The following is a 14,171-nucleotide window of genomic DNA, read 5'->3' as shown; positions in this document are numbered from 1 at the left end:
TATTTTGAGTTTTGATTGGCTGTAAAAATTACGCCTTCCCGCTTAAGGCGTTTGTGGAGGTGATGTATGTGCGAACTGCTTGGGATGAGCGCCAATGTGCCGACGGATATCTGCTTTAGCTTCACCGGACTGGTGCAGCGTGGCGGCGGAACTGGGCCGCATAAAGACGGCTGGGGAATTACCTTTTACGAAGGAAAGGGCTGTCGCACGTTTAAAGATCCGCAACCGAGCTACCATTCGCCGATTGCGAAACTGGTACAGAATTACCCGATCAAGTCCTGCTCGGTTATCGCCCATATCCGTCAGGCTAATCGCGGTGAAGTGGCGCTGGAAAATACACACCCTTTTACCCGGGAATTATGGGGACGCAACTGGACTTATGCTCATAACGGTCAGCTCAACGGTTATAAGTCGCTGGAAACCGGTAATTTTCGTCCGGTGGGGGAAACCGACAGCGAAAAAGCGTTTTGCTGGCTATTGCATAAATTAACGCAGCGTTATCCCCGCACGCCGGGCAACATGACGGCGGTATTTAAATATATTGCGACACTGGCGACGGTATTACGTGAAAAAGGCGTTTTTAACATGCTGCTGTCAGATGGGCGATATGTGATGGCGTTTTGCTCAACCCATTTGCACTGGATCACTCGCCGGGCGCCGTTTGGCGTAGCCACGCTGGTGGATCAGGATATGGAAATTGATTTCAGTTCACAGACCACGCCAAATGACGTGGTTACCGTGATTGCTACCCAGCCGCTAACGGGGAATGAAACCTGGCAAAAGATTATGCCAGGCGAATGGGCGTTATTTTGCCTCGGAGAGCGTATAATTTGAGGCCAGCTGTGGCTGAACGACTTCGTGACTCAACGGTTTGCTCACGACGTAACGTCCATCAACGATAGAAACAGTTGGCGGCTTATGCGTCTGTTCAAAATAATCGTAGCCGGGTTTTAGCTGCGCCCAGAAATCTTTGTAATATGAATATTTATGACGCTGCATATTGGCGTCGGTCATCCGGAACGGATAAATACTCACCTGCACGCTCGGCTGACCAAAGACCAGCGCGGCGGTGACAAACTGGAAAATCTCATCAATGCCGCTGTCGGTCATGGCATAGCAGCCGACGGAAACACAGGCGCCGTGAATCATCAGATATTTACCATCATAGCCATGCGCGCGATCGTAGGCATTGGGAAAACCAATGTTGATGGCCTTATAAAAACGGCTGTCTGGTTTGAGTTGATTACGCTGAACGCTGTAAAACCCTTCCGGACTTTTAAAATCGCCCTGACGGCGTTTCGGGCCTAACCCGCCGGAATAGTTGCAAATTTTGTAGCTATCAAGCAACTGGTATTGCTCACCCATTTTGACGTAGAGATCAAGGGTGCGCTCTTCTTTAAAAATCTGAATATAGACCGGTGAGCCCATTAACTGCTGCTTATACTCTTTACTGACCGGCGTGACGGGGCTGCTGCTGCTCAGCAAACCGGCAAATGAGACGCACGGCATCAGAAGCATCGCAAGAAAAAATGCGATTTTACGCATACTGCTTGTTCCTTGATAAAACGGTTACACACGCCAGAACGGCAAAAGAGTCCCCAAATCGGAGTAATCTGGATTTGGAGCGCTCACATTAGCACCACGGCAGTTTTTCGCAAGTCCCCGTGTGTACGTTTACAATTTTCCCGCCGCTTTCGTCGTCATACCTTCGAATATGTCGCATTTTTAACGCGAATGTATCTTTGCGCGCAATAAAACATACTGTACACTTAAACAGTGTTGTGGGGGCGAGCGATGCGCAAAATCATACATGTTGATATGGACTGTTTTTTTGCCGCGGTAGAGATGCGTGATAATCCGGCGTTACGCGATATCCCCATTGCCATTGGCGGGAGTCGTGAGCGAAGAGGCGTTATCAGTACCGCCAACTATCCTGCGCGCCAGTTTGGCGTACGCAGCGCGATGCCGACCGCCATGGCGCTAAAGCTGTGCCCCCATCTCACCTTACTGCCTGGCCGCTTTGACGCCTATAAAGAGGCTTCGCGGCATGTACGTGACATCTTTTCCCGCTACACTTCACTGATTGAACCGCTCTCGCTGGATGAAGCCTGGCTGGATGTGACTGACAGCCCGCACTGTTATGGTTCGGCAACTCTGATCGCCAGGGAGATTCGTCAGACTATTTTCAATGAACTGCAACTCACCGCCTCCGCCGGCGTTGCGCCAGTGAAATTCCTGGCGAAGATCGCCTCCGATCTCAATAAACCGAACGGACAATATGTTATTACGCCAGCCGATGTACCCGACTTTCTTAAAACGTTGCCGTTAGCCAAAATTCCAGGCGTGGGGAAAGTTTCCGCCGCCAAACTGGAAAATATGGGGTTAAGAACCTGCGGGGATATTCAACAGTGCGATCTGGCGATGCTTCTCAAACGCTTTGGTAAATTTGGCCGGGTATTATGGGAGCGTAGTCAGGGTATTGACGAGCGTGATGTTAACAGCGAAAGGCTGCGTAAATCGGTAGGCGTTGAGCGTACTCTGGCGGAGGATATTCATGAGTGGTCGGACTGCGAGGCCATTATTGAACATTTATATCCGGAACTGGAGCGTCGTCTGGCTATAGTAAAGCCCGATTTACTGATTGCCCGACAGGGCGTTAAATTAAAATTTAATGATTTTCAGCAAACCACTCAGGAACATGTCTGGCCGCAATTAAATAAAGAAGACTTAATTACCACCGCCCGTAAAACCTGGAACGAGCGTCGCGGCGAGCGCGGCGTACGGCTGGTGGGGTTACACGTAACGCTGCTCGACCCTCAGTTGGAACGACAGTTGGTGTTAGGGTTATAAGTCAGGCTATTAAGATTTTATCACTATTACGATTGCGCCATCTAAATTTCAGTATTACTATACCCGCGTTTTCTCATTCTCAATAACTGCAAAGGAGGTTCATCATGACACTTTATTCTCTGAACGCACTTTGCAGACCTTTCCAGGATTAATTTTCTTTTATTGCCCTGGATTAGTCTGCCATTTCCTGATTTTTTAATTCATATATGGAATGGTATATGGGCAATTATATTCGTCCTTTATCAGATGTGGTATTTTCTATCGCATCAGATAACCTGTGGATCGAAGATTCCGCGATCCAACAATTATATACGACGGCTAAGTTAACCGGTATGAAACGCGTTATCGGGATGCCAGATCTGCATCCGGGGCGCGGCTATCCTATTGGCGCAGCCTTTTTCTCGCGTGGACGCTTTTATCCGGCGCTGGTCGGCAACGATATCGGCTGCGGCATGGCGTTATGGCAAACGGATATTTTAGGGCGTAAATATAACGCCGATAAACTGGAGAAGCGGCTGGCGTCGCTGCCTGACGTGGCGGACGCGCAGTGGCTGGAGGAGAATGTCCCCGCCGCAATGCAGCATCATTCGTGGCGCTCTGCGCTGGGTTCCATTGGCGGCGGCAATCATTTTGCCGAGCTGCAGCAGGTCGATCGCATCGTCGATGCTGATTCGTTCGCTTTGTCGGGGTTGCAAAAAGCGCAGTTATTACTGCTGGTACACAGTGGTTCACGCGGTCTGGGGCAAGCTATCCTGCGTCGTCATGTGGAGGCGTTTTCGCATAACGGTTTGCCGGAAGATAGCGACGATGCGCGCCGCTACCTTGCAGAACATGACGATGCGCTGGCATTTGCCCGCAGTAATCGCGCGCTGATTGCCCGCCGGATACTGCAACAGCTCAGGGCTGAGGGCGAACCGCGGCTGGATGTGGCGCATAACTTCGTTGAACCCTGTACTGTCGCGGGTGAGGCGGGGTGGCTGCACCGTAAAGGCGCTACGCCAGATGGGCAGGGACTGGTGATTATCCCCGGCTCGCGCGGCGATTATAGCTGGCTGGTGAAACCCGTCGTCAGCGAGGAGAGCCTCTTCTCCCTGGCGCATGGCGCGGGGCGCAAATGGATGCGTACCGAGTGTAAAGACCGGTTATCGGCAAAATTTACCCCGCGACAGCTCTGCCGTACCGGGATGGGTAGCCGGGTGATTTGCCGCGATCGCCAGCTCATTTATGAAGAAGCGCCGCAGGCGTATAAATCCATCGATAGCGTTGTGGATTGTCTGGCAGACGCCGGACTGATTACGCCAGTTGCCTGCCTGCGTCCGGTGCTGACGCTGAAAACCTCAGGGGAGAAAAGCGCATGATCTTACTGCAACTTTCTTCTGCGCAGGGACCGGACGAGTGTTGTCTGGCGGTAAAAAAAGCGCTGGATTGTCTGACGAAAGAAGCTGCCAGAGAAAAGGTAGCGTTGACGCGACTTGAAACAGAGCCGGGACGATTACCAGACACGCTGCGTTCTGCGCTGGTCTCGCTGGACGGCGAAAAAGCTATGGCTTTCAGTGAACGTTGGTGCGGCACGTTACTGTGGATTTGTACCAGCCCGTATCGCCCGCACCATGGGCGAAAAAACTGGTACGTCGGCATTGGGCGCTTTTCCGCCGACGAGCACATACAGTCTGATGAGATTCGTTTCGAGACTTTGCGCTCTTCCGGCCCGGGTGGGCAGCACGTTAATAAAACCGACTCGGCAGTGCGGGCCACGCACCTGGCGAGCGGGATTAGCGTGAAGGTTCAGTCGGAGCGCAGTCAACATGCGAATAAGCGTCTGGCCCGGCTGCTGATTGCCTGGCGGCTGGAACAGCAACGGCAAAATGAGTGTGCGGCGTTGAAGTCTGAAAGGCGTCTGTTCCATCATCAGATTGAGCGCGGCAATCCGCTACGGATATTTAAAGGAATGGCGTTTACGCCACAATAATTCGGTGCTACCAGCGCTGTTATAGGGCTGTCTGGCTATTCGCGTGTAGCCGCAGCGCTATTCAGCGCATCCAGGAGAGCTTATCTGGCAATGGATACCCGATATTCCATATTGATAGCCCGTCCAGAAATGGGACGGGCATTTTAGCGCTTTCTTACTTCGCAGGAATCGCTTTCAGCAATTCGGTCAGCAGAGTCCAGTAGTGGCCGACGCTTTCGATATGTACCTGCTCATCCGGAGAGTGAGGTCCGGTAATGGTAGGCCCAATAGAAACCATGTCCATATCCGGATAGGGTTTCTTAAACAGACCGCATTCCAGGCCGGCGTGGATAATCTGGATGTTCGGTGTTTTGTTGAACAGACGCTGATAGGTTTCCCGCACCAGGTGCATGACCGGCGAGTTCGCATCGGGCTGCCAGCCAGGATAGCTGCCTTTTGCTTCGGTTTTCGCGCCAGCCAGCTTGCCCAGCGAATCCAGCATACTCACCACATAATCTTTACCGCTGTCGATAAGAGAGCGAATCAGGCAGTGAATTTCGACATTCGCATCAGACATTGTGACCACGCCAACGTTCAGCGATGTTTCCACTACGCCTTTCGCCACGTCTGAATTGCGGATCACGCCGTTCGGCGTTGCGTTCAGCAGGCGCACAAAGGTATCGCGTGACGGCGCGGTCAATGCGGCTTTATCACTGGCAACCTCATTGAGTTGCAGCGTCAGGTTTTTCTCTTTTTCCGCCAGTTCGTTTTTCAGAATATCCTGGTAAGCGTTCACTAATGTTTTCAGCACGCCTACGTTGTCTGCGGCAACGGCGAGGGTAGCGAACGCTTCGCGCGGAATCGCGTTACGCAGCGTGCCGCCGTTGAAATCGATCAGACGCAGATCCAGTTCTTCTGCGTGCCCGGCCAGAAAACGCGCCAGCAATTTGTTGGCATTGCCAAGGCCGAGGTGAATTTCACCACCGGAGTGGCCGCCTTTCAGGCCTTTCAGGGTTAGCTTAAAGCATGCAAATCCTGCGGGTACAGCTTCACGGGTCAACGGCAGATTAGAGGTAAAATCGATGCCGCCTGCGCAGCCCATATAGATCTCACCTTCTTCTTCAGAGTCGGTGTTGATCAGGATGTCGGCCTGCAACCAGCCGGACTGGAGGCCGAACGCGCCATCCATGCCGGCTTCTTCGGTCATGGTCAGCAGCACTTCCAGCGGGCCATGGACGACATTATCATCAGCCAGTACCGCTAACGCAGAAGCCATTCCAATACCATTGTCGGCGCCGAGCGTAGTACCGCGCGCTTTAACCCATTCGCCATCAATATAAGGCTGGATAGGATCTGTAGCGAAGTCGTGAACGGTGTCGCTATTTTTTTGCGGCACCATATCCAGATGCGCCTGTAAAACGACCGGCTTGCGATTTTCCATACCTGCAGTGGCGGGCTTACGGATCAGAATATTACCGACCTGGTCGCGATCCACGTAAAGGCCTTTCTCTTTGGCCCAACTCACAATATGTTCCGCGAGTTGCTCTTCGTGATAGGACGGGTGAGGAATAGAACAGATTTTGGCAAAAATATCCCACAAAGGTTGTGGTGATAACTGAGACAGTTCAGACACGATAAGTCTCCTTGGCGGTGGTCTGAAAAACGTTCTTACAGGCCACAGGGTTAGCGGAATTGATAACTCTTACGAGATGCGACTGAGAATACCACTTTCTCCGCCTGCGGGTAGTATAAAGCATACAAAAAGAGGCGTGGATTCCGCTAAACACTGGTTTTTAGCGCGTCAGGTCTCTATAATCTCGCGCAACTATTTCCCCCTCGAACACTTTTTAAGCCGTAGATAAACAGGCTGGGACACTTCACATGAGCGAAAAATACGTCGTCACCTGGGACATGTTGCAGATTCACGCACGCAAACTGGCGAGCCGCCTCATGCCTTCAGAACAATGGAAAGGCATTATTGCCGTAAGTCGTGGCGGCCTTGTACCGGGCGCACTACTGGCGCGTGAATTGGGCATTCGTCATGTCGATACCGTATGCATCTCCAGCTACGATCACGATAACCAGCGCGAACTGAAAGTGCTGAAACGTGCAGAAGGCGACGGCGAAGGCTTTATCGTCATCGACGATCTGGTCGATACCGGCGGCACCGCCGTCGCGATTCGCGAAATGTACCCTAAAGCGCATTTCGTCACGATTTTCGCTAAACCGGCGGGCCGTCCGCTGGTTGATGATTATGTTATTGATATTCCTCAGAACACCTGGATTGAGCAGCCCTGGGATATGGGTGTGGTATTTGTACCGCCGATTTCAGGTCGTTAATCAGCAGCTTTTCAGAGCGCCCGGCAATGCCGGGCGCTGTTTTATTGGTTACAATAAGCCTCTATGAGTATCCAAGGAGGCTGCACGAATGACACAGGCTAACCTCAGCGAAACCCTGTTCAAACCCCGCTTTAAACATACTGAAACGTCTACCCTTGTCCGTCGGTTCAATCGTGGGTCGCAGCCGCCCATGCAATCCGCGCTGGACGGTAAGAACGTCCCGCACTGGTATCGCATGATAAACCGCCTGATGTGGATTTGGCGCGGCGTTGATCCACGAGAAATCCTTGATGTGCAGGCGCGTATTGTGATGAGCGACGCAGAGCGAACGGATGATGATTTATACGATACGGTCATCGGTTACCGCGGCGGCAACTGGATTTATGAGTGGGCAAAGCAGGCGATGGACTGGCAGCAGAAAGCCTGTCAGGAACAGGACGCCATGCGCAGCGGACGCTACTGGCTTCATGCTTCAACGCTCTATAATATTGCCGCCTACCCGCATTTGAAGGGCGATGAGCTGGCGGAGCAGGCGCAGGCGCTGGCGAATCGCGCCTATGAAGAGGCCGCGCAGCGGTTGCCCGGCTCGTTACGTGAAATGGAATTTGCCGTTCCTGGCGGTTCGCCTGTCACCGCGTTTTTACATATGCCGAAAGGGGATGGTCCGTTTCCGACGGTGCTCATGTGCGGCGGCCTGGACGCCATGCAAACCGACTATTACACCCTGTATGAACGCTATTTCGCGCCGCGCGGTATTGCGATGTTAACGCTTGATATGCCTTCGGTTGGATTTTCATCAAAGTGGAAATTAACCCAGGATTCCAGCTTGCTCCACCAGCATGTGTTAAAAGCGCTTCCTAATGTCCCCTGGGTGGATCATACCCGTGTTGCGGCGTTTGGTTTCCGTTTTGGCGCCAATGTTGCGGTGCGTCTGGCCTATCTGGAAGCGCCGCGTTTGAAAGCGGTGGCTTGCCTGGGGCCGGTGGTCCATGCGCTACTTAGCGATCCGCAACGACAGAGCACGGTGCCGGAGATGTATCTGGATGTGCTGGCCAGCCGTCTGGGTATGCATGATGCTTCGGATGAGGCGCTGCGTGTGGAGCTCAATCGCTATTCGTTGAAAGTACAGGGGCTACTGGGCAGACGTTGTCCTACGCCAATGCTTTCCGGCTTCTGGAAAAACGATCCCTTCAGCCCGGAAGAAGAGTCTCGCTTAATTACAACATCATCTTCAGACGGTAAGCTGATAGAGATCCCTTTTAACCCGGTGTACCGCAATTTTGACCACGCGCTGCAAGAAATTACCGACTGGATTAATCATAGATTGTGTTAATAGATTGATAAATTCTATTGATTTGGTAAAACAGTTGCTTCATTAAAGGAGATCGCAATGACGTTACCGAGTGGACACCCGAAAAGTAGATTGATCAAGAAATTTACCGCGCTTGGCCCCTATATCCGGGAAGGGCAGTGTGAAGACAATCGTTTTTTTTTCGATTGCCTGGCAGTTTGCGTCAACGTGAAGCCCGCGCCAGAGAAGCGTGAATTTTGGGGCTGGTGGATGGAGCTGGAAGCACAAGAGAAACGCTTCACTTATCGTTATCAGTTTGGTTTGTTTGATAAAGAGGGCAACTGGACCGCAGTGCCGATTAACGAAACCGAAGTGGTGGAGCGACTGGAATACACGCTACGCGAGTTTCATGAAAAGCTACGCGACCTGCTGATTTCTATGGAGCTGGCGCTGGAGCCGTCTGACGATTTCAACGACGAGCCGGTAAAACTGTCGGCATAACCCTGCTGCCATGCCTGATGGCGTAGCGCCATCAGGCACAATGCGACTTATCAGAACTGGTAGGTCAACCCTATTGCCACAATATCATCGTCATTAATGCCTAACGTGTTATCGCTATCAAGCTGATTGATTTTGTAATCTACAAACGCGGACATATTTTTGTTGAAGTAATAGGTTGCGCCAACGTCAATGTAATTCACCAAATCCTCACTGCCGACGCCCTCAATATCTTTGCCTTTTGACAGCACATAGCCTAATGACGGACGCAGACCAAAATCAAACTGATACTGGATAACCGCTTCGAAATTTTGGGTTTTATTGGCAAATCCGCCGGAAACTGGCGTCATGTTGCGGGTTTCTGAATAGAAAGTCGCAATATAAATATCATTCGCGTCATACTTTACACCCGTAGCCCAGGCTTCGGCTTTATCGCCCGTACCGCGGCGCTGCAGATTTTGCTCCCTGGTGCGATCGGAGAGAGTATAAGCGCCGCTGACGGCAAAATCGCTGCCGCCGAAATCATAGCTCACGGATGTGCCGAAGCCGTCGCCGTTTTGCTTTTTCACATCGCGATCTTCGTTTTTCCCCTGATACTGTAAGGTAAGATCCAGTCCATCAACGATGCCGAAGAAATCGGTATTGCGGTAAGTCGCCAGCCCGCTGGCGCGTTTAGTCATAAAATTATCGGTCTGGGCGGAAGAGTCGCCGCCGAATTCGGGAAACATATCCGTCCAGGCCTCAACATCGTACAGCGCGCCCAGGTTACGTCCATAGTCAAAAGAACCGATATCTTTTAATTTCAGACCAGCAAAGGCCAGGCGGGTTTTTTGCTGGGACGAATCACTTTCGGCTTTATTAGCGGCAAACTCAGCTTCCCAGCGCCCGTAGCCGGTCAATTGATCGTTAATTTGCGTTTCGCCTTTAAAACCAAAACGAACGTAGCTTTGATCGCCATCTTTGCTGTCATAATCGCTCATATAGTGCATGGCTTTAACTTTTCCATACACATCAAGCTTATTACCGTTTTTATTGTAAACCTCGGCGGCGTGAACAGATGCTGATGCGATGATACTCACCACTATTGCCAGAGTGCTCTTATTCATTTCCATTCCTGTTTTAATTACGCGCTATGATTTGTCGGGAGACCCGGTAAAAAACAGGAAGGTTTTTAACGTTCGGTAATGAAAGATTTATGACAAAGTGAGAATTTTTTTAAAAAAATATGTTTAATTGTTGCGGTAATAAAATGGTCAAATTCTGCCGCTACGCTTGCTGATCCTGCGCAACAAAATTTCACGCTACGCGTACAGGTTGTTGGCAACCGGAGCCAGTCCTGCTAAAACGTTCATTTGGTCTTTATTTCTTATTTTGAACGGCAGAGAATCATGAGTGACAGCCAGACGCTGGTCGTAAAACTCGGCACCAGCGTGCTAACAGGCGGATCGCGCCGCCTGAACCGTGCCCATATCGTAGAACTTGTCCGCCAGTGCGCGCAGCTACACGCCGCGGGACATCGTATTGTTATTGTTACCTCTGGCGCGATTGCCGCCGGACGTGAACATCTCGGCTACCCGGAACTGCCGGCAACGATCGCCTCTAAACAGCTTCTGGCGGCGGTAGGGCAAAGCCGCCTGATTCAACTGTGGGAGCAGTTGTTTTCAATTTACGGTATCCATATCGGGCAGATGCTGTTGACGCGTGCGGATATGGAAGACAGAGAGCGCTTTCTGAACGCCCGCGATACGCTGCGTGCATTACTGGATAACCATATTGTGCCGGTTATCAATGAAAATGATGCCGTTGCGACAGCGGAAATTAAAGTGGGCGATAACGATAACCTCTCCGCGCTGGCTGCGATCCTGGCAGGCGCGGATAAACTGCTGCTGCTGACCGATCAGCAAGGATTATTTACCGCCGATCCGCGTAGCAATCCGCAGGCGGAGCTTATCAAAGATGTGTATGGCGTTGACGATGCGCTGCGCTCTATCGCGGGAGACAGCGTTTCCGGACTGGGGACCGGTGGTATGAGCACTAAGCTTCAGGCGGCAGACGTGGCCTGTCGCGCGGGTATTGATACGATTATTGCCTCAGGCAGTAAACCGGGCGTGATCGGCGATGTGATGGAGGGGATTTCCGTCGGCACCCGTTTTCATGCGCAAGCCTCGCCGCTGGAGAACCGCAAACGTTGGATCTTCGGGGCGCCGCCGGCAGGCGAAATTACGGTTGATGAAGGTGCGACCGCGGCAATGCTGGAACGTGGCAGTTCACTTCTGCCAAAAGGCATCAAAAGCGTGACGGGCAATTTCTCGCGGGGGGAGGTCATCAGAATTTGTAACCTGCAAGGGCGTGATATCGCTCATGGCGTCAGCCGTTATAACAGTGATGCTCTGCGGCGGATAGCCGGCCACCACTCTCAACAAATCGATGCGATTCTGGGCTATGAATATGGCCCGGTCGCTGTTCATCGTGATGACATGATTACTCGATAAGGAACAGGCATATGCTGGAACAAATGGGCATTGCTGCTAAAGCGGCGTCGTATAAGCTGGCGCTGCTCTCCAGCTGCGAAAAAAATCGCGTGCTGGAAAAAATAGCCGATGAACTGGAAGCGCAAATGGAAAGTATCCTCAGCGCGAATGTACAAGATGTTGAGCAGGCGCGAGCCAACGGCCTGAGCGAAGCGATGCTGGACCGCCTGGCGCTGACCCCTGCGCGTCTGAAAGCGATTGCTGACGATGTGCGCCAGGTCTGTAATCTCGCCGACCCGGTCGGGCAGGTGATCGACGGCGGTCTGCTGGACAGCGGCCTGCGTCTGGAGCGCCGCCGCGTGCCGTTGGGCGTGGTTGGCGTTATCTATGAGGCGCGTCCGAACGTTACCGTTGATGTGGCTTCTTTGTGTCTGAAAACCGGTAATGCGGTGATTCTACGCGGTGGGAAAGAGACGCATCGCACGAATGCCGCAACCGTTCGTGTCATTCAGAAGGCGCTGAAAGCTTGCGGTTTACCGGAGGCAGCGGTTCAGGCGATTGATAATCCGGATCGTTCGCTGGTCAATGAAATGCTGCGTATGGATAAGTACATCGATATGCTGATCCCGCGCGGCGGCGCAGGCTTGCATAAACTGTGCCGCGAGCAATCCACCATTCCGGTGATTACCGGCGGGATTGGCGTGTGCCATATTTTTGTCGATAGCAGCGCAGACATCGCCCCGGCGCTGAAGATTATCGTCAACGCCAAAACCCAGCGCCCGAGCACCTGTAACACGGTGGAAACCTTGCTGGTGCATCAGGACATCGCAGAACGCTTTTTGCCTGCGCTGAGCAAGCAGATGGCGGAGAGCGGCGTGACGTTGCATGGGGATGAAACCGTCATGCAGGTACTGCATGGCCCTGCCAAACTGGTGCCGCTGAAACCGGAAGAGCTGGATAACGAGTTTCTGTCTCTGGATCTGAACGTTGTGGTGGTCGAAAATATGGATGGCGCTATCGCCCACATTCGCGAACATGGTACTCAGCACTCCGATGCGATTTTAACGTGCGATATGCATAATGCTGCGCGTTTCGTGAACGAAGTGGATTCCGCTGCGGTTTATGTCAACGCCTCTACCCGTTTTACCGATGGCGGGCAGTTTGGGCTTGGCGCAGAAGTGGCGGTCAGCACGCAGAAATTACATGCCCGCGGTCCGATGGGGCTTGAAGCGCTTACCACCTATAAGTGGATAGGCTTTGGCGATGGTACGATTCGTGCGTAATTAATGACGAGCGGTGCAAAAATAGCCGGTTGAGTAGCAAGGCTATTGACGCACCGCCCGGTTAGTTTTAACCTTCTACCCCGTGATTCACCCGCGTGAACACACCCTTCTCAGGGCCGATATAGCTCAGTTGGTAGAGCAGCGCATTCGTAATGCGAAGGTCGTAGGTTCGACTCCTATTATCGGCACCATCTCAAGTTCCTCAAACGTCCGTATTCATCCATAAATACACTGATTCATAACGACTTTATTGCTTTTTTGTCCATCACCGTCCGTAACCATCCAGTAGAATCCGACACTGAATGTGTATAGGATTGTGTATATGTTCCTGTTCGGTCTTGGATTCCTATCCACATGCCTTTAAACGATATGCAGATTCGCCGCGCTAAGCCTGAAACTAAAGCCTATACATTCGGAGATGGGCAAGGGTTGTCATTGCTAATTGAACCTAATGGAAGCAAGAGCTGGCGGTTCCGTTATCGTTTTGCCGGTAAGCCAAAAATGATCTCGCTGGGTGTGTATCCGACGATCACACTTGCAGATGTCAGTTCTCGTCGTGATGATGCCCGAAAACTTGTGGCAGAAGGAAAGAGCTGTGATCCTACCCGCGTAATATGGGCACAACCCTAAGCGAGGTTCTGGTTTTCAAATTGTTCCGGACTGAGACCGCCACAGGCACTGTGACGACGCCACCGATTGTAATCACACTCACTATAATTAAACACTGCTGTCCGCATTATTTCCCGGCTGACAAAGTCCTCTCCGTGGATACATTCCACCCTCAGCGTATGGAAGAAGCTTTCCGCACAGGCATTGTCGTAACAACAACCTCTGGCGCTCATACTTCCCCGCAGATTATGGCGTTTCAGTAAGCTCTGGTAATCCGTTGAACAGTACTGACCGCCTCTGTCTGTCTGCACGATGACATTTTCCGGACATTTACGCCGCCACAGCGCCATCTGTAACGCATCGCAGGCAAGCTGTGCTGTCATCCGCGAGGACATCGACCAGCCAATGACTGACCGCGACCACAGATCGATAACCACGGCCAGATAAAGCCAGCCTTCACCAGTGCGAAGATACGTGATGTCACCCACCCACTTCTGATTCGGGCCGCTGGCGTAAAAGTCCTGCTTCAGCAGATTCTCTGAGACTGGCAGACCATGTTTGCGGTAACTGACCGGACGGAACCGGCGCGAGGCTTTCGCCCGCAGCCCCTGCCGACGCAGGCTGGCCGCCACGGTTTTCACGTTGAACTGGTAACCCTGAGCACGAAGCTCATCCGTCAGGCGTGGCGCACCATAGCGTTGTTTTGCGTCACTGAATGCTTCCCGGACGACGTTATCACAGACAAGGCGGAACCGCTGACGCCGGTTTATCTGATGACGACGCTGATGCCAGACGTACCAGCCGCTACGGGCAACCTGATAATACACGGCACATGGCTTTGATATTGAACTCAGCCTGATGGTTTTCGATGAAGACATACT

13 protein-coding genes, 1 tRNA gene and 1 pseudogene are annotated in these 14,171 nt (G+C 52.2%); 11 read left to right on the top strand and 4 right to left on the bottom strand.

Features of this window, described 5'->3' with window-relative positions; translation table 11 throughout:
- Nucleotides 1-66 precede the first annotated feature (66 nt).
- Nucleotides 67-834 (top strand): class II glutamine amidotransferase, encoded by a 768-nt coding sequence (locus ACLJZ5_RS07130; RefSeq protein WP_000333387.1) that lies wholly within the window; start codon nucleotides 67-69, stop codon nucleotides 832-834.
- On the opposite strand, the gene dpaA is transcribed toward ACLJZ5_RS07130, so the two are convergent.
- Complete coding sequence (dpaA, locus tag ACLJZ5_RS07125; protein ID WP_001225658.1) at nucleotides 805-1,545, bottom strand: peptidoglycan meso-diaminopimelic acid protein amidase; 741 nt, start codon at nucleotides 1,543-1,545, stop codon at nucleotides 805-807. The genes ACLJZ5_RS07130 and dpaA overlap by 30 nt on opposite strands.
- Nucleotides 1,546-1,794: 249 nt before the next feature.
- Here dpaA and dinB point away from each other — a divergent pair, with 249 nt between their 5' ends.
- From dinB to prfH, 3 genes are all read left to right on the top strand, one after another.
- Nucleotides 1,795-2,850 carry a DNA polymerase IV gene (gene dinB, locus ACLJZ5_RS07120; RefSeq protein WP_001226199.1) on the top strand — a complete coding sequence of 352 codons (1,056 nt, stop codon included), beginning with the start codon at nucleotides 1,795-1,797 and terminating at the stop codon, nucleotides 2,848-2,850.
- Between the two features lie 218 nt (nucleotides 2,851-3,068).
- On the top strand, nucleotides 3,069-4,208 hold the full coding sequence (locus ACLJZ5_RS07115; RefSeq protein WP_000528888.1) for an RNA ligase RtcB family protein: 1,140 nt from the start codon (nucleotides 3,069-3,071) through the stop codon (nucleotides 4,206-4,208).
- On the top strand, nucleotides 4,205-4,819 hold the full coding sequence (prfH, locus tag ACLJZ5_RS07110; RefSeq protein ID WP_024798028.1) for a peptide chain release factor H: 615 nt from the start codon (nucleotides 4,205-4,207) through the stop codon (nucleotides 4,817-4,819). Before ACLJZ5_RS07115 ends, prfH begins: the two co-directional genes overlap by 4 nt.
- Nucleotides 4,820-4,973: 154 nt before the next feature.
- On the opposite strand, the gene pepD is transcribed toward prfH, so the two are convergent.
- Entirely contained in the window at nucleotides 4,974-6,431 is a 1,458-nt protein-coding gene (gene pepD / locus ACLJZ5_RS07105) for a cytosol nonspecific dipeptidase (RefSeq protein WP_024798027.1), read from the bottom strand.
- A 248-nt stretch (nucleotides 6,432-6,679) separates the two neighbouring features.
- On the opposite strand from pepD, the gene gpt reads away from it, so the two are divergent.
- The 3 genes from gpt (at nucleotide 6,680) to crl (ending at nucleotide 8,930) form a co-directional block, all read left to right on the top strand.
- Nucleotides 6,680-7,138, top strand: coding sequence for a xanthine phosphoribosyltransferase (gpt, locus tag ACLJZ5_RS07100; protein WP_001292018.1), 459 nt, complete (start codon nucleotides 6,680-6,682; stop codon nucleotides 7,136-7,138).
- Nucleotides 7,139-7,226: 88 nt separating this feature from the next.
- The gene (gene frsA, locus ACLJZ5_RS07095) at nucleotides 7,227-8,471 is read left to right on the top strand and encodes an esterase FrsA (RefSeq protein ID WP_000189586.1); all 1,245 of its coding nucleotides are present in this window, start codon (nucleotides 7,227-7,229) and stop codon (nucleotides 8,469-8,471) included.
- A gap of 57 nt (nucleotides 8,472-8,528) precedes the next feature.
- Nucleotides 8,529-8,930 (top strand): sigma factor-binding protein Crl, encoded by a 402-nt coding sequence (gene crl, locus ACLJZ5_RS07090; RefSeq protein WP_000174693.1) that lies wholly within the window; start codon nucleotides 8,529-8,531, stop codon nucleotides 8,928-8,930.
- Between the two features lie 50 nt (nucleotides 8,931-8,980).
- Here the strand turns inward: crl and phoE are convergent, their stop codons facing one another.
- Nucleotides 8,981-10,033, bottom strand: a complete 1,053-nt coding sequence (gene phoE / locus ACLJZ5_RS07085) for a phosphoporin PhoE (protein WP_023197136.1) — start codon at nucleotides 10,031-10,033, stop codon at nucleotides 8,981-8,983.
- Nucleotides 10,034-10,315: 282 nt separating this feature from the next.
- Between phoE and proB the strand changes: the two genes are divergently transcribed.
- The 4 genes and pseudogenes from proB to ACLJZ5_RS07065 all read left to right on the top strand — a co-directional run.
- Nucleotides 10,316-11,419 (top strand): glutamate 5-kinase, encoded by a 1,104-nt coding sequence (gene proB, locus ACLJZ5_RS07080; RefSeq protein ID WP_001285275.1) that lies wholly within the window; start codon nucleotides 10,316-10,318, stop codon nucleotides 11,417-11,419.
- A gap of 11 nt (nucleotides 11,420-11,430) precedes the next feature.
- Entirely contained in the window at nucleotides 11,431-12,681 is a 1,251-nt protein-coding gene (proA, locus tag ACLJZ5_RS07075) for a glutamate-5-semialdehyde dehydrogenase (RefSeq protein WP_024798026.1), read from the top strand.
- A 115-nt stretch (nucleotides 12,682-12,796) separates the two neighbouring features.
- A tRNA-Thr gene (locus tag ACLJZ5_RS07070) sits at nucleotides 12,797-12,872 on the top strand.
- A 163-nt stretch (nucleotides 12,873-13,035) separates the two neighbouring features.
- A pseudogene (locus tag ACLJZ5_RS07065) lies at nucleotides 13,036-13,290 on the top strand (Arm DNA-binding domain-containing protein); the annotation flags it as partial.
- A gap of 17 nt (nucleotides 13,291-13,307) precedes the next feature.
- On the opposite strand, the gene ACLJZ5_RS07060 reads toward ACLJZ5_RS07065, so the two are convergent.
- A complete protein-coding gene (locus tag ACLJZ5_RS07060) occupies nucleotides 13,308-14,168 on the bottom strand; it encodes an IS3 family transposase (RefSeq protein WP_254889312.1) in 861 nt (286 codons plus the stop codon).
- Nucleotides 14,169-14,171: the final 3 nt, after the last annotated feature.

Origin of the sequence: Salmonella sp. 5800 (genome assembly GCF_046558195.1) — a bacterium.
GTDB classification, from domain to species: domain Bacteria; phylum Pseudomonadota; class Gammaproteobacteria; order Enterobacterales; family Enterobacteriaceae; genus Salmonella; species Salmonella enterica.
The sequence above is the reverse complement of the archived record's forward strand: the minus strand, read 5'-3'. Positions and strand labels throughout refer to the sequence as shown.

Bases quoted from the DNA above. Each gene is read 5' to 3' on its own strand.
- ACLJZ5_RS07130 (WP_000333387.1), top strand. From the start codon at position 67: ATGTGCGAACTGCTTGGGATGAGCGCCAATGTGCCGACGGATATCTGC.
- dpaA (WP_001225658.1), bottom strand. From the start codon at position 1,545: ATGCGTAAAATCGCATTTTTTCTTGCGATGCTTCTGATGCCGTGCGTC.
- dinB (WP_001226199.1), top strand. From the start codon at position 1,795: ATGCGCAAAATCATACATGTTGATATGGACTGTTTTTTTGCCGCGGTA.
- ACLJZ5_RS07115 (WP_000528888.1), top strand. From the start codon at position 3,069: ATGGGCAATTATATTCGTCCTTTATCAGATGTGGTATTTTCTATCGCA.
- prfH (WP_024798028.1), top strand. From the start codon at position 4,205: ATGATCTTACTGCAACTTTCTTCTGCGCAGGGACCGGACGAGTGTTGT.
- gpt (WP_001292018.1), top strand. From the start codon at position 6,680: ATGAGCGAAAAATACGTCGTCACCTGGGACATGTTGCAGATTCACGCA.
- frsA (WP_000189586.1), top strand. From the start codon at position 7,227: ATGACACAGGCTAACCTCAGCGAAACCCTGTTCAAACCCCGCTTTAAA.
- crl (WP_000174693.1), top strand. From the start codon at position 8,529: ATGACGTTACCGAGTGGACACCCGAAAAGTAGATTGATCAAGAAATTT.
- phoE (WP_023197136.1), bottom strand. From the start codon at position 10,033: ATGAATAAGAGCACTCTGGCAATAGTGGTGAGTATCATCGCATCAGCA.
- proB (WP_001285275.1), top strand. From the start codon at position 10,316: ATGAGTGACAGCCAGACGCTGGTCGTAAAACTCGGCACCAGCGTGCTA.
- proA (WP_024798026.1), top strand. From the start codon at position 11,431: ATGCTGGAACAAATGGGCATTGCTGCTAAAGCGGCGTCGTATAAGCTG.
- ACLJZ5_RS07060 (WP_254889312.1), bottom strand. From the start codon at position 14,168: ATGTCTTCATCGAAAACCATCAGGCTGAGTTCAATATCAAAGCCATGT.